At 53.1% G+C, this 18228-nt stretch carries 19 protein-coding genes; 12 read left to right on the forward strand and 7 right to left on the reverse strand.

From position 1 onward, the window contains the following. Window positions 1-4 precede the first annotated feature (4 nt). Both dcrB and QZF50_RS17085 read right to left on the reverse strand, forming a co-directional pair. Window positions 5-562 (reverse strand): phage sensitivity protein DcrB, encoded by a 558-nt coding sequence (gene dcrB / locus QZF50_RS17080; protein ID WP_001245295.1) that lies wholly within the window; start codon window positions 560-562, stop codon window positions 5-7. 72 nt (window positions 563-634) lie between these two features. After that, window positions 635-1300 carry a 7-cyano-7-deazaguanine/7-aminomethyl-7-deazaguanine transporter gene (locus tag QZF50_RS17085; RefSeq protein ID WP_001100467.1) on the reverse strand — a complete coding sequence of 222 codons (666 nt, stop codon included), beginning with the start codon at window positions 1298-1300 and terminating at the stop codon, window positions 635-637. Window positions 1301-1520: 220 nt separating this feature from the next. Between QZF50_RS17085 and tusA the strand changes: the two genes are divergently transcribed. Continuing rightward, window positions 1521-1766, forward strand: a complete 246-nt coding sequence (tusA, locus tag QZF50_RS17090; protein WP_000130621.1) for a sulfurtransferase TusA — start codon at window positions 1521-1523, stop codon at window positions 1764-1766. 101 nt (window positions 1767-1867) lie between these two features. Here the strand turns inward: tusA and zntA are convergent, their stop codons facing one another. Then, on the reverse strand, window positions 1868-4066 hold the full coding sequence (zntA, locus tag QZF50_RS17095) for a Zn(II)/Cd(II)/Pb(II) translocating P-type ATPase ZntA (RefSeq protein ID WP_000106506.1): 2199 nt from the start codon (window positions 4064-4066) through the stop codon (window positions 1868-1870). 73 nt (window positions 4067-4139) lie between these two features. Continuing rightward, a complete protein-coding gene (locus QZF50_RS17100) occupies window positions 4140-4766 on the reverse strand; it encodes a lysoplasmalogenase (RefSeq protein WP_000964718.1) in 627 nt (208 codons plus the stop codon). A 140-nt stretch (window positions 4767-4906) separates the two neighbouring features. On the opposite strand from QZF50_RS17100, the gene QZF50_RS17105 reads away from it, so the two are divergent. Continuing rightward, a complete protein-coding gene (locus tag QZF50_RS17105; RefSeq protein ID WP_000042892.1) occupies window positions 4907-5266 on the forward strand; it encodes a DUF2500 domain-containing protein in 360 nt (119 codons plus the stop codon). A gap of 2 nt (window positions 5267-5268) precedes the next feature. Here QZF50_RS17105 and QZF50_RS17110 read toward each other — a convergent pair whose 3' ends face one another. After that, complete coding sequence (locus QZF50_RS17110; RefSeq protein WP_001295207.1) at window positions 5269-5538, reverse strand: DUF1145 family protein; 270 nt, start codon at window positions 5536-5538, stop codon at window positions 5269-5271. Then, window positions 5528-6124, reverse strand: a complete 597-nt coding sequence (rsmD, locus tag QZF50_RS17115) for a 16S rRNA (guanine(966)-N(2))-methyltransferase (RefSeq protein ID WP_001748959.1) — start codon at window positions 6122-6124, stop codon at window positions 5528-5530. Before rsmD ends, QZF50_RS17110 begins: the two co-directional genes overlap by 11 nt. A 149-nt stretch (window positions 6125-6273) precedes the next feature. Here rsmD and ftsY point away from each other — a divergent pair, with 149 nt between their 5' ends. The 5 genes from ftsY to livJ all read left to right on the forward strand — a co-directional run bounded on the left by ftsY (window position 6274) and on the right by livJ (window position 11965). Then, the gene (gene ftsY, locus QZF50_RS17120) at window positions 6274-7770 is read left to right on the forward strand and encodes a signal recognition particle-docking protein FtsY (RefSeq protein ID WP_001461670.1); all 1497 of its coding nucleotides are present in this window, start codon (window positions 6274-6276) and stop codon (window positions 7768-7770) included. A gap of 2 nt (window positions 7771-7772) precedes the next feature. Next, the gene (gene ftsE, locus QZF50_RS17125; RefSeq protein WP_000617723.1) at window positions 7773-8441 is read left to right on the forward strand and encodes a cell division ATP-binding protein FtsE; all 669 of its coding nucleotides are present in this window, start codon (window positions 7773-7775) and stop codon (window positions 8439-8441) included. Continuing rightward, a complete protein-coding gene (ftsX, locus tag QZF50_RS17130; protein WP_001042003.1) occupies window positions 8434-9492 on the forward strand; it encodes a permease-like cell division protein FtsX in 1059 nt (352 codons plus the stop codon). Before ftsE ends, ftsX begins: the two co-directional genes overlap by 8 nt. 244 nt (window positions 9493-9736) lie before the next feature. After that, a complete protein-coding gene (gene rpoH, locus QZF50_RS17135; protein ID WP_000130217.1) occupies window positions 9737-10591 on the forward strand; it encodes an RNA polymerase sigma factor RpoH in 855 nt (284 codons plus the stop codon). A 270-nt stretch (window positions 10592-10861) separates the two neighbouring features. Next, window positions 10862-11965 carry a branched chain amino acid ABC transporter substrate-binding protein LivJ gene (gene livJ / locus QZF50_RS17140; protein WP_001021996.1) on the forward strand — a complete coding sequence of 368 codons (1104 nt, stop codon included), beginning with the start codon at window positions 10862-10864 and terminating at the stop codon, window positions 11963-11965. Window positions 11966-12163: 198 nt separating this feature from the next. Here the strand turns inward: livJ and panM are convergent, their stop codons facing one another. Then, complete coding sequence (gene panM, locus QZF50_RS17145; protein WP_000778785.1) at window positions 12164-12547, reverse strand: aspartate 1-decarboxylase autocleavage activator PanM; 384 nt, start codon at window positions 12545-12547, stop codon at window positions 12164-12166. Between the two features lie 423 nt (window positions 12548-12970). On the opposite strand from panM, the gene livK reads away from it, so the two are divergent. The 5 genes from livK to livF are packed head-to-tail and all read left to right on the forward strand — an operon-like array spanning window position 12971 to window position 17807. Beyond that, complete coding sequence (gene livK / locus QZF50_RS17150; protein ID WP_000827696.1) at window positions 12971-14080, forward strand: high-affinity branched-chain amino acid ABC transporter substrate-binding protein LivK; 1110 nt, start codon at window positions 12971-12973, stop codon at window positions 14078-14080. 47 nt (window positions 14081-14127) lie between these two features. Next, a complete protein-coding gene (gene livH / locus QZF50_RS17155; RefSeq protein ID WP_001295111.1) occupies window positions 14128-15054 on the forward strand; it encodes a high-affinity branched-chain amino acid ABC transporter permease LivH in 927 nt (308 codons plus the stop codon). Further along, window positions 15051-16328 (forward strand): branched chain amino acid ABC transporter permease LivM, encoded by a 1278-nt coding sequence (livM, locus tag QZF50_RS17160; RefSeq protein ID WP_000803782.1) that lies wholly within the window; start codon window positions 15051-15053, stop codon window positions 16326-16328. Before livH ends, livM begins: the two co-directional genes overlap by 4 nt. Further along, window positions 16325-17092 (forward strand): high-affinity branched-chain amino acid ABC transporter ATP-binding protein LivG, encoded by a 768-nt coding sequence (gene livG, locus QZF50_RS17165; protein ID WP_000082110.1) that lies wholly within the window; start codon window positions 16325-16327, stop codon window positions 17090-17092. Before livM ends, livG begins: the two co-directional genes overlap by 4 nt. 1 nt (window position 17093) lies before the next feature. Next, window positions 17094-17807, forward strand: a complete 714-nt coding sequence (gene livF, locus QZF50_RS17170; protein ID WP_000416895.1) for a high-affinity branched-chain amino acid ABC transporter ATP-binding protein LivF — start codon at window positions 17094-17096, stop codon at window positions 17805-17807. Window positions 17808-18228 lie beyond the last annotated feature (421 nt).

Consider the following 18228-nt stretch of genomic DNA (forward strand, 5'->3'; position numbering starts at 1 on the left):
AAACTTACTGAATAACCAGCGTATTAATGATGTTTTCTGCGGTGGTCTGCGCTTTTTGCTGATCGTCAGCGGGCAGCGTAATTTGCATGGTCAGCAGTTGATTACCCACGTTACCCAGAATAACGGAAGAGTACGCCGTCTGGCCTTTCGCGGAGATAATACTGTCTAACTGCTGCATTTTGTGACCTTTCAGCTCAATGGCTTTATTGGTTACCACTTGCAGCTGCGGATCGCGGCTACGTTGCTGATCTTCCAGACGCTTCGCCAGCACCGCCAGATCTTCTTTCGGATCATCGCCCATGATGACGATGACTGCTTTCTGCCCGGTGGCGTCGGACCAGACATGCATGTTATTGGCCTGCGTTCCCAGCTTACCGCTCTGGTCGGTCATATCCGCTGGCAGCGAGAAACTTAACTTGCCATCAAGCAGGTTGACGGGATTCCCGGTAGCGTTACTTTCCGCGACCGAACCCTGCGCCGTAGCGTTAGTGTCTTTATCATCACAGGCCGCAAGCCCCATAACCAGCAGGCCAATTCCGACATATTTAACCAGATTGCGCATTGACTTCTTCCTTTCGATAAACGGCCATAACGGCTCATTCATCCATCTTATCACAACTCTGATAACGAACCTTTAACTCGCCTGCAAAGCGTTGATTTCGGATTTATCTGCCAGTCTTTTCAACAGCATATTGAGTAATACGCCATACATTGGCAGGAAGAAAACGATACTGATTAACACTTTGAAACAGTAATCGACCAGCGCGATTTCCATCCAGTGTTCAGCCATAAAGGCATCCGGGCTACGCCAGAAGGCAATGAAGAAAAAGGCCAGCGTGTCGCTGACGTTACCGAACAGTGTGGACGCTGTCGGTGCCAGCCACCAGCGGCGACTCTGACGCAGGCGGTTAAAAACGTGCACGTCGAGGATTTGCCCCAGCGCGTAGGCCATGAAACTGGCGGTGGCGATACGGGCGACAAACAGGTTGAAGTGGGCGAGTGCGCCGAATCCCTGCCAGGAACCCATATAGAATAGCGACGAGATGACGTAGGAGATTAATAACGCAGGGATCATTACCGCAAAGATGATACGACGGGCCAGCGGTGCGCCAAAAATACGCACGGTCAGGTCGGTAGCAAGGAAAATAAACGGGAAGCTAAACGCGCCCCAGGTGGTATGAAAACCAAAAATGGAGACCGGAAGCTGGACCAGATAGTTACTGGAGGTGATCACCAGCAGATGAAATAACGATAACCAGAACAACGCCTTATAGCGTTGAGTTTGCGAGAAAACGTTCATATTGTACCTTTTTGATTAACCATTGGGGTGAGGGAACCCAATACGTACGACACGTCTGTTATCTTAACATAATAACGTGCTTACCCTTTTTTCGAGCCGCCGCATGATACTGCTTTACGTTGACAATGCAATGGTTAATTTTCACGCAATCGTTAACCTGGTTTGCTTACGGACTCACAGGGCGTAAACTAGCGCCGTTTTTTTATGTGATGAGAAGAAAATGACCGATCTCTTTTCCAGCCCTGACCACACACTCGACGCACTTGGCCTGCGCTGCCCGGAACCCGTAATGATGGTGCGCAAAACTGTGCGCAATATGCAGCCCGGCGAAACGTTGCTGATTATCGCCGACGATCCGGCCACTACCCGCGATATTCCTGGGTTTTGTACCTTTATGGAACACGAACTGGTTGCGAAAGAGACGGATGGACTGCCTTATCGTTATTTGATTCGTAAAGGCGGTTGATGGGGGCTGATTGGCTTCGATGCCGCCTTTTCCCCTCACCCTAACCCTCTCCCCAGAGGGGCGAGGGGACCGATCGCGCTCAATGTTGCGATCGGTTTGCCTTATCTCCTGCGCAACAATCTTAACGCATTCGCTGTCACCAGCACCGTCGCACCCGTATCTGCCAGCACCGCCAGCCATAGTCCGGTCATCCCTAAAAGCGTGGTGACGAGGAAGATCCCTTTCAGTCCCAGCGCAATGGTGATGTTCTGGCGGATATTGGCGTGAGTGGCGCGTGCCAGTTCAATCATTTGCACCAGGCCGCGCAAGTGGTTATGGGTTAATGCTGCGTCGGCGGTTTCCAGCGCCACGTCTGTGCCACTGCCCATTGCAATCCCAATGGCGGCAGCTTTCATCGCTGGCGCGTCGTTAATACCATCACCGACCATCGCCAGGGGCGCATGTTGATTCAGCTTGGTCACCGCTTTGACTTTATCTTCCGGCAATAGGCCCGCTTTAAACTCCAGCCCCAGCTCCCCGGCAATTGCCGCCGCTGCGCGTGGATTATCGCCGGTGAGGATCACTCCTTTAACCCCCAGCGCGTTCAGTTCACTGATGGCAGTTGCTGCGTCGGCGCGCAGGGTATCCTGCAATGCAATGATACCCAGCACGTCATCATTACGTACTACCAGCACAACCGTTTGCCCGGCGCTTTCCAGTTCATTAATCAAACCAGCAAATGCATCAGCGGGATGTTTCCCGGCAGCGCAAATCAATACGCGCTCACCGTTAACCTGCGCTTCAATGCCAGACCCGACCAGCGCCCGCTGTGATTCGGCGGTGGGAATGGCGAGTTCAGCAACCTGTGCTTCGCGTACGATGGCCTGCGCCAGTGGATGCGTCGCGCCTTGCTCGACCGCCGCCGCCAGTGTCAGCAGTTCAGATTCACTAATACCCGTTGCCGGATGAATCGCGGTAACGCGCGGTTTACCGACGGTCAGCGTACCGGTTTTATCAAACGCCACCTGAGTAACACGACCCAGCTGTTCCAGCGCCGCTCCGCCTTTAATCAACGCCCCACGACGCGCTGCCGCCGCCAGCCCGGAGGTAATCGCCGCAGGCGTGGAGATAACTAACGCACACGGGCAGCCAATCAGCAGCAGCGTCAGCCCTTTATAAATCCACTCCTGCCAGCTGGCGGCAAACAGCAGCGGTGGCACCAGCGTCACCAGCAGGGCGACGGCCATAATCGCTGGCGTATAAATACGGCTGAAACGGTCGATAAACCGCTCAATGGGGGCGCGGCGCTCTTCGGCTTCTTCGATCAGTTTCAGAATCCGGTCAATGGCGCTGGCACCCGGTTCTGACAGCACTTCCAGCGTTACCAGACGGTCTACGCTGGTGGCTCCTGCAGGAACTTTATCGCCCGTCGCGCGCTCCACCGGAATGGATTCTCCGGTCAGGGCGCTTTCATCAAAACTGGCAAACGGTGAGAGCAGTTTACCGTCGGCAGGCAAACGCCCACCTGCGGCGACTTCAATCACATCGCCAGGGCGCAGGCTGTTAATTGCCACCTCTTCACGCTCACCGTTACGCAGGCGCGTGGCGTTTTCTGGTTTCAGCGCCATTAACGCGCTGACGCCCTGACGCGCGCGGCTGGCGGCCCAACCTTCCAGTCGTTCACCAATCAAAAACAGCAGCAACACCATCGCAGCTTCAGCCGTTGCGCCAATAAACAGCGCACCAATAGCGGCTACGCTCATTAACGTTTCAATGGCGAAGTAACTGCCTGATTTGATCAGCCGTAATGCCTGACGAGCAATCGGGTACAGCCCAACCAGCGTGGTCGCGATAAACGCCAGTTGCCCGAACGGATGATTGAACTGCTCCAGACCCCAGCTGATTGCCATCATCACGATTAGCGTAATCAGCGACAGATTCTCTTTCAGGCGTGATGCTTGCGGTTCTTCGGCGGCCTGTTCATCGCGCAGGGAATAGCCTGCTTTTTGCACCGCAGATTCAACTTGTGCACGAATGTCATTGTCGGCATCGACCACCAGTTTTTCGGTGGCGAACAACACCTGCACCTGATTCACGCCTGCAAGCTGGCGCACAGCATTTTCTACCTTGCGCGCACAGGCGGCGCAGTCCATGCCGCTGACTTTCCAGCTATAGCGGGTGCCGGAGACGTTTTCAGAGAGCGTTGGCGAGCTGGAACATGCGCCGTCGCAGCAACAGTCGTTGGCGTTCTGTACCGCAGTTAGCGGTTTGAACGCAGCAAATTGAGGGGCTTTCTTGCCGTGATTGTCAGGAGTCGACATGGCATCCTCCGGTTAAGTTTTTTCTCATTAACCGAAGGATACACTCTGGAGTCGACTCCAGAGTCAAGTTTTATCAGAGATACAGCGAGCGGACGATGAGGAAGTGACCGGCAAAGTAGCAGGCCGCAGCAATCGCGTTATCCGCACGGAAGCGTCGGCGATAGTGGCTCCCCAGCCAGACAAAGTTACTGATAAACAGCAACGAAGCGCCAACAAACGCAGAGAGCGCCGGAGCGGTCGGACGGAAGAACCACAGTTCACCTGCCAGCCACACCATCACCAGCGTCATGCCGATAAACGTGCAGATAGGCCAACGGTACTCTTCCAGCCGCGTCCAGATAATCGCCAGTAGCAGCGCACCCAGAACCAGCAACACCAGTGGCAGAGGCCAGAAGAAAGAGAGCGTCATCTGACTGGCGAAATAGATGGTGTACAGCAGGTGCGAGAGGAAAAACGCGCCGATGGCGTACATCAGACGTTGACGTGGCAACAGGGTTAGCGCATCGCCCAGCAGTGAGGCGCACAGCCCTGCCAGCACCAGATAGCTAATGGCGTCGAACATCGGCGCTTGCCAGGCCAGTAACAGCAGGAGAAGAAGGGTTAACGGTTTAAACACCCAGCGTTGCCAGGTTGGCCCACGATACGATGCATCCACAGATAGCCATGCGGAAAGACAGACAGCGATAAACGACCAAAGCATCTTAGTTCCTTGAATTCGTTATTTTTTCGTAAGCGGAATGCCTACGGTCTTGCTTCCAGTTTAGTGGTGAGGGTGGACGGATGACAACACCATAACTGGCAGGGTATGCTTATTTCCGCATTTTCCGATGAGGGATAAAGATGAGCAAACCACCTCTTTTCTTTATTGTTATCATTGGCTTAATTGTCGTCGCCGCATCGTTTCGTTTTATGCAACAACGACGGGAAAAAGCTGATAATGATATGGCACCACTCCAGCAAAAGCTGGTGTTGGTGAGCAACAAGCGGGAAAAACCGATTAACGATCGCCGTTCGCGCCAGCAGGAAGTGACTCCGGCAGGCACCAGTATGCGCTATGAGGCAAGCTTCAAACCGCAAAGCGGAGGAATGGAGCAGACGTTTCGCCTCGACGCCCAGCAGTACCACGCCCTGACAGTGGGCGATAAAGGTACGCTGAGCTATAAAGGAACGCGCTTTGTCAGCTTTGTAGGCGAACAATAAGGTTATTTTTTAACTTTAAATTTCTTCTGCCAGACCAGCAGTTCAAACACGCCGAAAAGGAAAATCCGTACCTTTTCGGCGGTGGTCATCTGCGGGCCATCTTTCGGTAAAGTGGATTTCAATAGCGCCAGCTGCATACCATGCATCAGCACGGTAAAAATCAGCGCCACGTTAACGAAAATATTCAGCGGACGTGGGAAGGGATGCACCAGGTTGAGGATTAAAAATCCCCAAACACAGAGCATTAACAAACGACCAATATTAATCAGCATCACTTTCTCCTTGTGCTTCGCGTTGATACAGCCGATAAGCCACCTGACCCGCCACTTTTTCCCGATGTAATGACCAGTTTGCCGGAACAGTGGGCAGACCGTTTTCGACTTCGCTTTCGACATAAATCAGGGCTTCGTCAGCCAGCCAGCCGTTATCTTCCAGTAAATTTATCGTCTCTTCTAACAAGCCACGGCGGAACGGTGGATCGACAAACACGATATTATGCGGTGTACCTTTTTGCGCCAGGACTGACATCGCGTTGCTGTTCACCACGCGTGCATTGCCTGCTTTTAGTGTCGCCAGATTCTTAATTAACTGCTGAGAAACCGCGCGATCCATCTCAATCAACGTTGCCCCCGCAGCATAGCGCGACAACGCTTCCAGCCCCAGCGCGCCGCTTCCGGCGAAGCAATCCAGACATTGGGCGTCAACAATGACCGGAGCCAGCCAGTTAAACAACGTTTCGCGTACGCGGTCGGTGGTGGGGCGCAGACCTGGGCTATCAGGAACCGGGAGTTTACGGCCTCGCCACTGCCCGCCAATAATGCGGATTTGGCCGCTGCCGGAATGATTCGGTTTTTTCATGATAAATTGCTCAATCCGCCAGATAACACATACTTGCAGGCGGTGATGTGAATTAAGTTAAGTGATAGACTATTTCATCATTTTTTTAGCTGCTATGTACATAGCGTTAACGCTGTGCCATGAAGCAACAGCGAGGAGTGTAGTCGCAAATGGCGAAAGAAAAAAAACGTGGCTTTTTTTCCTGGCTGGGCTTTGGTCAAAAAGAGCAGACCCCGGAAAAAGAGACAGAAGTTCAGAATGAACAACCGGTTGTAGAAGAAATCGTTCAGGCGCAAGAGCCTGTGAAGGCTTCAGAACAAGCCGTTGAAGAGCAGCCGCAGGCGCATACTGAGGCCGAGGCGGAAACTTTTGCTGCCGACGTTGTGGAAGTCACTGAACAGGTTGCTGAAAGTGAAAAAGCGCAGCCTGAAGCGGAAGTCGTTGCACAGCCGGAACCGGTCGTAGAAGAAACGCCGGAGCCAGTGGCTATCGAACGTGAAGAGCTGCCGTTGCCGGAAGACGTCAACGCCGAAGAGGTTTCGCCAGAAGAGTGGCAGGCTGAAGCGGAAACCGTAGAGATTGTCGAAGCGGCGGAAGAAGAAGCGGCTAAAGAAGAAATCACCGACGAAGAGCTGGAAGCACAGGCGCTGGCTGCCGAAGCGGCAGAAGAGGCGGTGATGGTGGTTCCTCCGACAGAAGAAGAGCAGCCGGTGGAAGAAATCGCTCAGGAGCAGGAAAAACCGACCAAAGAAGGTTTCTTCGCGCGCCTGAAACGCAGCCTGTTAAAAACCAAAGAAAATCTCGGTTCCGGATTTATCAGCCTGTTCCGCGGTAAAAAAATCGACGATGATCTGTTTGAAGAGCTGGAAGAACAGTTGTTGATCGCCGATGTGGGCGTGGAAACCACACGTAAAATTATCACCAATCTGACGGAAGGCGCATCCCGCAAGCAGCTTCGTGATGCCGAGGCGCTCTATGGCCTGCTGAAAGAAGAGATGGGCGAGATTCTGGCGAAAGTCGATGAGCCGCTGAATGTTGAAGGTAAAACGCCGTTCGTGATCCTGATGGTGGGCGTCAACGGTGTGGGTAAAACCACGACGATTGGTAAGCTGGCGCGTCAGTTTGAGCAGCAGGGTAAATCGGTGATGCTGGCGGCGGGCGATACTTTCCGTGCAGCTGCGGTTGAACAGCTTCAGGTCTGGGGTCAGCGCAACAATATTCCGGTGATTGCCCAGCATACCGGGGCGGATTCCGCCTCTGTTATCTTCGACGCTATTCAGGCAGCTAAAGCGCGTAATATCGACGTCCTGATTGCCGATACAGCCGGACGCCTGCAGAACAAATCGCACCTGATGGAAGAGTTGAAGAAAATCGTCCGCGTGATGAAGAAACTCGACGTTGAAGCGCCGCATGAAGTTATGCTGACTATTGATGCCAGCACCGGGCAGAACGCGGTAAGCCAGGCCAAACTGTTCCACGAAGCTGTTGGCTTAACCGGCATCACGCTAACGAAACTGGACGGCACGGCGAAAGGCGGGGTAATTTTCTCGGTGGCTGACCAGTTTGGTATCCCTATCCGCTACATTGGTGTCGGCGAACGTATTGAGGATTTGCGTCCGTTTAAGGCGGACGACTTTATAGAGGCACTTTTTGCCCGAGAGGATTAACAATGATTCGCTTTGAACATGTCAGCAAGGCTTATCTCGGTGGGAGACAGGCGCTGCAGGGCGTTACGTTCCATATGCAGCCGGGTGAGATGGCGTTTCTGACCGGTCATTCCGGCGCAGGGAAAAGTACCCTCCTGAAGCTGATCTGTGGGATTGAGCGGCCCAGCGCCGGGAAAATCTGGTTTAGCGGTCATGACATCACGCGTCTGAAAAACCGTGAAGTTCCGTTTCTGCGCCGCCAGATTGGCATGATTTTCCAGGATCACCATCTACTGATGGACCGTACTGTCTACGATAACGTGGCGATCCCGCTGATTATCGCCGGTGCCAGCGGTGACGATATTCGTCGCCGGGTGTCGGCGGCGCTGGATAAAGTCGGGCTACTGGACAAAGCGAAGAACTTCCCTATTCAGCTTTCCGGCGGTGAACAACAGCGTGTTGGCATTGCCCGCGCGGTGGTGAACAAGCCCGCGGTACTGCTGGCGGACGAACCGACTGGTAACCTGGACGACGCGTTGTCGGAAGGGATTCTACGTCTGTTTGAAGAGTTTAACCGCGTTGGGGTAACCGTATTGATGGCAACGCACGACATCAACCTGATCTCGCGGCGTTCCTATCGCATGCTCACCCTGAGCGATGGTCACTTGCATGGAGGCGTGGGCCATGAATAAGCGCGATGCAATCAATCATATTCGGCAGTTTGGCGGGCGTCTGGATCGCTTCCGTAAATCGGTCGGCGGCTCAGGCGACGGCGGTCGTAACGCACCGAAACGCGCGAAATCCTCGCCAAAACCGGTAAATCGCAAAACCAACGTTTTCAACGAACAGGTGCGCTATGCCTTCCACGGCGCATTGCAGGATCTGAAAAGCAAACCGTTCGCCACGTTTTTAACGGTGATGGTTATCGCCATCTCCCTGACGCTGCCCAGCGTCTGTTATATGGTGTACAAAAACGTTAACCAGGCGGCGACGCAATATTATCCGTCACCGCAAATCACTGTTTACTTGCAAAAAACGCTGGACGATGACGCCGCAGCAGGCGTGGTAGCACAGCTACAGGCCGAGCAGGGCGTGGAGAAAGTGAACTATCTTTCTCGTGAAGACGCACTGGGCGAGTTCCGTAACTGGTCTGGTTTTGGTGGTGCGCTGGATATGCTGGAAGAAAACCCGCTTCCGGCAGTGGCGGTGGTGATCCCGAAACTCGATTTTCAGGGGACGGAATCACTGAATACGCTGCGTGATCGTATCACCCAGATTAACGGCATTGACGAAGTGCGGATGGATGACAGCTGGTTTGCCCGTCTGGCGGCGTTGACCGGGCTGGTCGGGCGCGTTTCCGCGATGATCGGCGTGTTGATGGTGGCAGCAGTGTTCCTCGTCATCGGCAACAGTGTGCGTCTGAGCATCTTTGCTCGCCGTGACTCCATTAACGTGCAGAAACTGATTGGTGCGACGGATGGTTTCATCCTGCGCCCGTTCCTGTACGGAGGCGCATTGCTGGGATTTTCTGGCGCATTGCTGTCATTAATTTTGTCAGAAATTCTGGTACTGCGTTTGTCATCGGCGGTTGCAGAAGTGGCACAGGTTTTCGGAACGAAGTTTGATATCAATGGTTTATCGTTCGATGAATGCCTGCTATTGCTGCTGGTATGCTCGATGATTGGCTGGGTGGCAGCGTGGCTTGCCACGGTACAACATTTACGCCACTTTACGCCTGAATAATAAAAGCGTGTTATACTCTTTCCCTGCAATGGGTTCCGTAGCAGGGAAAGAGATCCCGTTGTCTCTTCCCGGTATTTCATCTCTATGTCACATTTTGTGCGTAATTTATTCACAAGCTTGCATTGAACTTGTGGATAAAATCACGGTCTGATAAAACAGTGAATGATAACCTCGTTGCTCTTAAGCTCTGGCACAGTTGTTGCTACCACTGAAGCGCCAGAAGATATCGATTGAGAGGATTTGAATGACTGACAAAATGCAAAGTTTAGCTTTAGCCCCAGTTGGCAACCTGGATTCCTACATCCGGGCAGCTAACGCGTGGCCGATGTTGTCGGCTGACGAGGAGCGGGCGCTGGCTGAAAAGCTGCATTACCATGGCGATCTGGAAGCAGCTAAAACGCTGATCCTGTCTCACCTGCGGTTTGTTGTTCATATTGCTCGTAATTATGCGGGCTATGGCCTGCCACAGGCGGATTTGATTCAGGAAGGTAACATCGGCCTGATGAAAGCAGTGCGCCGTTTCAACCCGGAAGTGGGTGTGCGCCTGGTCTCCTTCGCCGTTCACTGGATCAAAGCAGAGATCCACGAATACGTTCTGCGTAACTGGCGTATCGTCAAAGTTGCGACCACCAAAGCGCAGCGCAAACTGTTCTTCAACCTGCGTAAAACTAAGCAGCGTCTGGGCTGGTTTAACCAGGATGAAGTCGAAATGGTGGCCCGTGAACTGGGCGTAACCAGCAAAGACGTTCGTGAGATGGAATCACGTATGGCGGCACAGGACATGACCTTTGACCTGTCTTCCGACGACGATTCCGACAGCCAGCCGATGGCACCGGTGCTCTATCTGCAGGATAAATCATCTAACTTTGCCGACGGCATCGAAGATGATAACTGGGAAGAGCAGGCGGCAAACCGTCTGACCGACGCGATGCAAGGTCTGGACGAACGCAGCCAGGACATCATCCGCGCGCGCTGGCTGGACGAAGACAACAAGTCCACGTTGCAGGAACTGGCTGACCGTTACGGTGTTTCCGCTGAACGTGTGCGCCAACTGGAAAAGAACGCGATGAAAAAACTTCGCGCCGCTATTGAAGCGTAATTTCCGCTATTAAGCAGAGAACCCTGGATGAGAGTCCGGGGTTTTTGTTTTTTGGGCCTCTACAATAATCAATTCCCCCTCCGGCAAAACGTCAATCCCCACGCAGATTGTTAATAAACTGTCAAAATAGCTATTCCAATATCATAAAAATGGGGTATGTTTTAGCAGAGTATGCTGCTAAAGCACGGGTAGTCATGCATAAAACGAAATAAAGTGCTGAATCACAACACCACAACACACGTAATAACCAGAAGAATGGGGATTCTCAGGATGAACATAAAGGGTAAAGCGTTACTGGCAGGATGTATCGCGCTGGCATTCAGCAATATGGCTCTGGCAGAAGATATTAAAGTCGCGGTCGTGGGCGCAATGTCCGGTCCGGTTGCGCAGTACGGTGACCAGGAGTTTACCGGCGCAGAGCAGGCGGTTGCGGATATCAACGCTAAAGGCGGCATTAAAGGCAACAAACTGCAAATCGTAAAATATGACGATGCCTGTGACCCGAAACAGGCGGTTGCGGTGGCGAACAAAGTCGTTAACGACGGCATTAAATATGTGATTGGTCACCTCTGTTCTTCATCAACGCAGCCTGCGTCTGACATCTACGAAGACGAAGGCATTTTAATGATCACCCCAGCGGCAACCGCGCCGGAGCTGACCGCCCGTGGCTATCAGCTGATCCTGCGCACCACCGGCCTGGACTCCGACCAGGGGCCGACGGCGGCGAAATATATTCTTGAGAAAGTGAAACCGCAGCGTATTGCTATCGTTCACGACAAACAGCAATACGGCGAAGGTCTGGCGCGAGCGGTGCAGGACGGCCTGAAGAAAGGCAATGCTAACGTGGTGTTCTTTGATGGTATCACCGCCGGGGAAAAAGATTTCTCAACGCTGGTGGCCCGTCTGAAAAAAGAGAATATCGACTTCGTTTACTACGGCGGTTATCACCCGGAAATGGGGCAAATCCTGCGTCAGGCACGCGCGGCAGGGCTGAAAACTCAGTTTATGGGGCCGGAAGGTGTGGCTAACGTTTCGCTGTCTAACATTGCGGGCGAATCAGCGGAAGGGCTGCTGGTGACCAAGCCGAAGAACTACGATCAGGTTCCGGCGAACAAACCCATTGTTGACGCCATCAAAGCGAAAAAACAGGACCCAAGCGGCGCATTCGTTTGGACCACCTACGCCGCGCTGCAATCTTTGCAGGCGGGCCTGAATCAGTCTGACGATCCGGCTGAGATCGCCAAATACCTGAAAGCGAACTCCGTGGATACCGTGATGGGTCCGCTGACGTGGGATGAGAAAGGTGATCTGAAAGGCTTTGAGTTCGGCGTATTTGACTGGCACGCCAACGGCACGGCGACCGATGCGAAGTAATCATTAATCGGCAACTTTGGGTTGCCGCCAAATTGCTAATATCGAGTACGTTGCTTCATGCCGGATGCGGCGTAAACGCCTTATCCGGCCTACAAGATCCAAAGAAATCAGTAAATTGCAACACACATTGTAGGCCTGATAAGCGTAGCGCATCAGGCAATTTCTCGTTGGTCATCACTTTTGAAATCAACTTGACGATTAACGCTTCTCCCAGCCGCCCTGTTGCGCCGTAAACCCCAGCGCCTGCATAAACGCCGTCATCACACCGCGATCTTCCACGCCTGCATCCGCCATCCACCAGCATGAAACGGCAGGATTGTTACGCAAAACCTCTTCCAGCAGATATTGCCCCACACCGCGACGGCGGGTGACTTCCCGCACGCGCAGGGAATCCAGTGCTCCCTCGGTGCCGCTTAAGGTTACCCGCACGGCCGCTAGCAGGCGCTCGTTAAAACGCGCGGCGTAGATGCGGTGGTTATCGTCAACCTGTAAAGAGGAAGGGGAATACTCCGGCCAGATCTTTTGCAGGTCAATCCGGTCCTGGTCGCTAAAGTTTTCTAATCGAATGATGGTCAGCTTCATGGGTAACCCGTGTAAATCACAAAAGTGGAACCAGTGTAGCGAAATAATTTAATCGGAGGCTTTCTCTTTTTTATTTCTTTTGGCAGGTGATTAATTTTTTAACAGCAATAATTACAAAGTTAAAACATTATAGAATGAAAAATACCCAGCATAATCCCCTGAATGATAGTGAATTATTCCGCCCTTTGTGCCGTTATTTTATGCTGACAAAGGCACTTTTTTCTGTTTATCTATCAATAAATTCAGAATATTATCTGTTCTTAATCGACTGAAAAATAGGGATTTTAATCACTATTATCACAAAATACTGCGCTAAACCCTTAATCAGACAGGCAAAAACAGTGCAGTATAAAAAAAGAACAGTCTGATTTGTTAACACATAAAAACAAAGCAACACAACATCACGAATGGGGATTTTTGACTATGAAACGGAATGCGAAAACTATCATCGCAGGGATGATTGCACTGGCAATTTCACACACCGCTATGGCTGACGATATTAAAGTCGCCGTTGTCGGCGCGATGTCCGGCCCGATTGCCCAGTGGGGCGATATGGAATTTAACGGCGCGCGTCAGGCGATTAAAGACATTAATGCCAAAGGGGGAATTAAAGGCGATAAGCTGGTGGGCGTGGAATATGACGACGCCTGCGACCCGAAACAAGCCGTTGCGGTCGCCAACAAAATCGTTAACGACGGCATTAAATACGTTATTGGTCATCTGTGTTCTTCTTCTACCCAACCTGCATCAGATATCTACGAAGACGAAGGTATTCTGATGATCTCGCCGGGAGCGACCAACCCGGAGCTGACCCAACGCGGTTATCAACACATTATGCGTACTGCCGGGCTGGACTCTTCCCAGGGGCCAACGGCGGCAAAATACATTCTTGAGACGGTGAAGCCCCAGCGCATCGCCATCATTCACGACAAACAACAGTATGGCGAAGGGCTGGCGCGTTCGGTGCAGGACGGGCTGAAAGCGGCTAACGCCAACGTCGTCTTCTTCGACGGTATTACCGCCGGGGAGAAAGATTTCTCCGCGCTGATCGCCCGCCTGAAAAAAGAAAACATCGACTTCGTTTACTACGGCGGTTACTACCCGGAAATGGGGCAGATGCTGCGCCAGGCCCGTTCCGTTGGCCTGAAAACTCAGTTTATGGGGCCGGAAGGTGTGGGTAACGCATCATTGTCGAATATTGCCGGTGATGCTGCCGAAGGCATGTTGGTCACTATGCCAAAACGCTATGACCAGGATCCGGCAAACCAGGGCATCGTTGATGCGCTGAAAGCAGACAAGAAAGATCCGTCCGGGCCTTATGTCTGGATCACCTACGCGGCGGTGCAATCTCTGGCGACTGCCCTTGAGCGTACTGGCAGCGATGAGCCGCTGGCGCTGGTGAAAGATTTAAAAGCTAACGGTGCAAACACCGTGATTGGGCCGCTGAACTGGGATGAAAAAGGCGATCTTAAGGGATTTGATTTTGGTGTCTTCCAGTGGCACGCCGACGGTTCATCCACGGCAGCCAAGTGATCATCCCACCGCCCGTAAAATGCGGGCGGGTTTAGAAAGGTTACCTTATGTCTGAGCAGTTTTTGTATTTCTTGCAGCAGATGTTTAACGGCGTCACGCTGGGCAGTACCTACGCGCTGATAGCCATCGGCTACACCATGGTTTACGGCATTATCGGCATGATCAACTTCGCCCACGGCGAGGTTTATATGATTGGCAGCTACGTCTCATTTATGATCATCGCCGCGCTGATGATGATGGGCATTGATACCGGCTGGCTGCTGGTGGCGGCGGGATTCGTCGGCGCAATCGTCATTGCCAGCGCCTACGGCTGGAGTATCGAACGGGTGGCTTACCGCCCGGTGCGTAATTCTAAGCGCCTGATTGCGCTTATTTCCGCAATCGGTATGTCCATCTTCCTGCAAAACTACGTCAGCCTGACCGAAGGTTCGCGCGATGTGGCGCTGCCCAGCCTGTTTAACGGTCAGTGGGTGGTGGGCCATAGCGAAAACTTCTCTGCCTCTATTACCACCATGCAGGCGGTGATCTGGATTGTCACCTTCCTCGCCATGCTGGCGCTGACGATTTTCATTCGCTATTCCCGTATGGGGCGCGCCTGTCGTGCCTGCGCGGAAGATCTGAAAATGGCGAGCCTGCTTGGCATCAACACCGACCGGGTGATTGCTTTGACCTTTGTTATTGGCGCGGCGATGGCGGCAGTGGCTGGCGTACTGCTCGGTCAGTTCTATGGCGTCATTAACCCCTATATCGGCTTTATGGCCGGGATGAAAGCCTTTACCGCTGCGGTGCTCGGTGGGATTGGCAGCATTCCAGGGGCGATGATTGGCGGGCTGATCCTGGGGATTGCGGAGGCGCTCTCTTCTGCCTATCTGAGTACGGAATATAAGGATGTGGTTTCATTTGCCCTGCTGATTCTGGTGCTGCTGGTGATGCCGACCGGTATTCTGGGTCGCCCGGAGGTAGAGAAAGTATGAAACCGATGCATATTGCAATGGCGCTGCTCTCTGCCGCGATGTTCTTTGTCCTCGCTGGCGTCTTTATGGGCGTGCAACTGGAGCTGGATGGCACCAAACTGGTGGTCGACAGCGCTTCGGATGTCCGTTGGCAGTGGGTGTTTATCGGCACGGCGGTGGTCTTTTTCTTTCAGCTTTTGCGACCTGCTTTCCAGAAAGGGTTGAAAAGTGTTTCCGGACCGAAGTTTATTCTGCCCGCCATTGATGGCTCCACGGTGAAGCAGAAACTGTTCCTCGTGGCGCTGCTGGTGCTTGCGGTGGCGTGGCCGTTTATGGTGTCACGTGGGACGGTGGATATCGCCACTCTGACCATGATCTACATTATCCTCGGTCTCGGGCTGAATGTGGTTGTTGGTCTTTCTGGTCTGCTGGTGCTGGGGTACGGCGGTTTTTACGCCATCGGCGCTTACACCTTTGCGCTGCTCAATCACTATTACGGCTTGGGCTTCTGGACTTGTCTGCCGATTGCCGGGTTAATGGCAGCGGCGGCGGGCTTCCTGCTCGGCTTTCCGGTGCTGCGTCTGCGTGGTGATTATCTGGCGATCGTTACCCTTGGCTTCGGCGAAATTGTGCGCATATTGCTGCTCAATAACACCGAAATTACCGGCGGCCCGAACGGAATCAGTCAGATCCCGAAACCGACTTTCTTCGGCCTTGAGTTCAGCCGTACCGCTCGTGAAGGCGGCTGGGACACGTTCAGTAATTTCTTTGGCCTGAAATACGATCCCTCCGATCGCGTCATCTTCCTGTATCTGGTGGCGTTGCTGCTGGTGGTGCTAAGCCTGTTTGTCATTAACCGCCTGCTGCGGATGCCGCTGGGGCGTGCGTGGGAAGCATTGCGTGAAGATGAAATTGCCTGCCGTTCGCTGGGCTTAAGCCCGCGTCGTATCAAGCTGACCGCCTTTACCATCAGTGCCGCGTTTGCCGGTTTTGCCGGAACGCTGTTTGCTGCGCGCCAGGGCTTTGTCAGCCCGGAATCCTTCACCTTTGCTGAATCGGCGTTTGTACTGGCGATAGTGGTGCTCGGCGGTATGGGATCGCAGTTTGCGGTGATTCTGGCGGCAATTTTGCTGGTGGTATCGCGCGAATTGATGCGTGATTTCAACGAATACAGCATGTTAATGCTCGGTGGTTTGATGGTGCTGATGATGATCTGGCGTCCGCAGGGCTTGCTGCCCATGACGCGCCCGCAACTGAAGCTGAAAAACGGTGCAGCGAAAGGAGAGCAGGCATGAGTCAGCCATTATTATCTGTGAACGGCCTGATGATGCGCTTCGGCGGCCTGCTGGCGGTGAACAACGTCAATCTTGAACTGTACCCGCAGGAGATCGTCTCGTTAATCGGCCCTAACGGTGCCGGAAAAACCACGGTTTTTAACTGTCTGACCGGATTCTACAAACCCACCGGCGGCACCATTTTACTGCGCAATCAGCACCTGGAAGGTTTACCGGGGCAGCAAATCGCCCGCATGGGCGTGGTGCGCACCTTCCAGCATGTGCGTCTGTTCCGTGAAATGACGGTGATTGAAAACCTGCTGGTGGCGCAGCATCAACAACTGAAAACCGGGCTGTTCTCTGGCCTGTTGAAAACGCCTTCTTTCCGTCGCGCCCAGAGCGAAGCGCTCGACCGCGCCGCCACCTGGCTTGAGCGCATTGGTTTGCTGGAACACGCCAACCGTCAGGCGAGTAACCTGGCCTATGGTGACCAACGCCGTCTGGAGATTGCCCGCTGCATGGTGACGCAGCCGGAGATTTTAATGCTCGACGAACCGGCGGCAGGTCTTAACCCAAAAGAAACCAAAGAGCTGGATGAGCTGATTGCCGAACTGCGCAATCATCACAACACCACTATCTTGTTGATTGAACACGATATGAAGCTGGTGATGGGGATTTCAGACCGAATTTATGTGGTCAATCAGGGGACGCCACTGGCAAACGGTACGCCGGAGCAAATCCGTAATAACCCGGACGTGATCCGTGCCTATTTAGGTGAGGCATAAGATGGAAAAAGTCATGTTGTCCTTTGACAAAGTCAGCGCCCACTACGGCAAAATCCAGGCGCTGCATGAGGTGAGCCTGCATATCAATCAGGGCGAGATTGTCACCCTCATTGGCGCGAACGGGGCGGGGAAAACCACATTGCTCGGCACGTTATGCGGCGATCCGCGCGCTACCAGCGGGCGAATTGTGTTTGATGATAAAGACATTACCGACTGGCAGACGGCGAAAATCATGCGCGAAGCGGTAGCGATTGTCCCGGAAGGGCGTCGTGTCTTCTCGCGGATGACGGTGGAAGAGAACCTGGCGATGGGCGGCTTTTTTGCCGAACGCGACCAGTTCCAGGAGCGCATAAAGTGGGTGTATGAACTGTTTCCACGTCTGCATGAGCGCCGTGTTCAGCGGGCAGGCACCATGTCCGGCGGTGAGCAACAAATGCTGGCGATTGGTCGCGCGCTGATGAGCAACCCGCGTTTGCTGCTACTTGATGAGCCATCGCTCGGTCTTGCGCCGATTATCATCCAGCAAATTTTCGACACCATCGAGCAGCTGCGCGAGCAGGGGATGACTATCTTCCTCGTCGAGCAGAACGCCAACCAGGCGCTAAAGCTGGCGGATCGCGGCTACGTGCTGGAAAACGGCCATGTGGTGCTCTCCGATACCGGCGACGCGCTGCTGGCGAACGAAGCAGTGAGAAGTGCGTATTTAGGCGGGTAATAACACGTTGATTGATAAGGAGTCAAAAGACTCCTTTGAGACAGGTGACAAATGTAAAATTGCCTGATGCGCTGCGCTTATCAGGCCTACTGGGTGAGTTGCAATATATTGAATTTGCACGATCTTGTAGGCCGGATAAGGCGTTTACGCCGCATCCGGCATGAAACGATGAGTAATCTGTAGAGTTTGATTCAGACCTTCTATTTTCCGCTTATCCGTGCCCCATCTCCCATTTTCCCTCACCCACGCCGTCACCGCCTTGTCATCTTTCTGACACCTTACTATCTTACAAATGTAACAAAAAAGTTATTTTTCTGTAATTCGAGCATGTCATGTTACCCCGCGAGCATAAAACGCGTGAATTCGCGCATTCGGTACAACAAGAGAGATAAACGATGAAACCGTTACATTATACAGCTTC

The sequence above is a fragment of the uncultured Escherichia sp. genome (assembly GCF_948475835.1).
Lineage (GTDB): Bacteria > Pseudomonadota > Gammaproteobacteria > Enterobacterales > Enterobacteriaceae > ECMA0423.

Coding starts and splice junctions, on each gene's coding strand:
- livM (WP_000803782.1), top strand. CDS start 15,051: ATGAAACCGATGCATATTGCAATGGCGCTGCTCTCTGCCGCGATGTTC.
- dcrB (WP_001245295.1), bottom strand. CDS start 562: ATGCGCAATCTGGTTAAATATGTCGGAATTGGCCTGCTGGTTATGGGG.
- rsmD (WP_001748959.1), bottom strand. CDS start 6,124: ATGAAAAAACCGAATCATTCCGGCAGCGGCCAAATCCGCATTATTGGC.
- tusA (WP_000130621.1), top strand. CDS start 1,521: ATGACCGATCTCTTTTCCAGCCCTGACCACACACTCGACGCACTTGGC.
- panM (WP_000778785.1), bottom strand. CDS start 12,547: ATGAAGCTGACCATCATTCGATTAGAAAACTTTAGCGACCAGGACCGG.
- livG (WP_000082110.1), top strand. CDS start 16,325: ATGAGTCAGCCATTATTATCTGTGAACGGCCTGATGATGCGCTTCGGC.
- ftsE (WP_000617723.1), top strand. CDS start 7,773: ATGATTCGCTTTGAACATGTCAGCAAGGCTTATCTCGGTGGGAGACAG.
- ftsX (WP_001042003.1), top strand. CDS start 8,434: ATGAATAAGCGCGATGCAATCAATCATATTCGGCAGTTTGGCGGGCGT.
- livK (WP_000827696.1), top strand. CDS start 12,971: ATGAAACGGAATGCGAAAACTATCATCGCAGGGATGATTGCACTGGCA.
- livJ (WP_001021996.1), top strand. CDS start 10,862: ATGAACATAAAGGGTAAAGCGTTACTGGCAGGATGTATCGCGCTGGCA.
- QZF50_RS17085 (WP_001100467.1), bottom strand. CDS start 1,300: ATGAACGTTTTCTCGCAAACTCAACGCTATAAGGCGTTGTTCTGGTTA.
- zntA (WP_000106506.1), bottom strand. CDS start 4,066: ATGTCGACTCCTGACAATCACGGCAAGAAAGCCCCTCAATTTGCTGCG.
- QZF50_RS17110 (WP_001295207.1), bottom strand. CDS start 5,538: ATGCTGATTAATATTGGTCGTTTGTTAATGCTCTGTGTTTGGGGATTT.
- ftsY (WP_001461670.1), top strand. CDS start 6,274: ATGGCGAAAGAAAAAAAACGTGGCTTTTTTTCCTGGCTGGGCTTTGGT.
- livH (WP_001295111.1), top strand. CDS start 14,128: ATGTCTGAGCAGTTTTTGTATTTCTTGCAGCAGATGTTTAACGGCGTC.
- rpoH (WP_000130217.1), top strand. CDS start 9,737: ATGACTGACAAAATGCAAAGTTTAGCTTTAGCCCCAGTTGGCAACCTG.
- QZF50_RS17105 (WP_000042892.1), top strand. CDS start 4,907: ATGAGCAAACCACCTCTTTTCTTTATTGTTATCATTGGCTTAATTGTC.
- QZF50_RS17100 (WP_000964718.1), bottom strand. CDS start 4,766: ATGCTTTGGTCGTTTATCGCTGTCTGTCTTTCCGCATGGCTATCTGTG.
- livF (WP_000416895.1), top strand. CDS start 17,094: ATGGAAAAAGTCATGTTGTCCTTTGACAAAGTCAGCGCCCACTACGGC.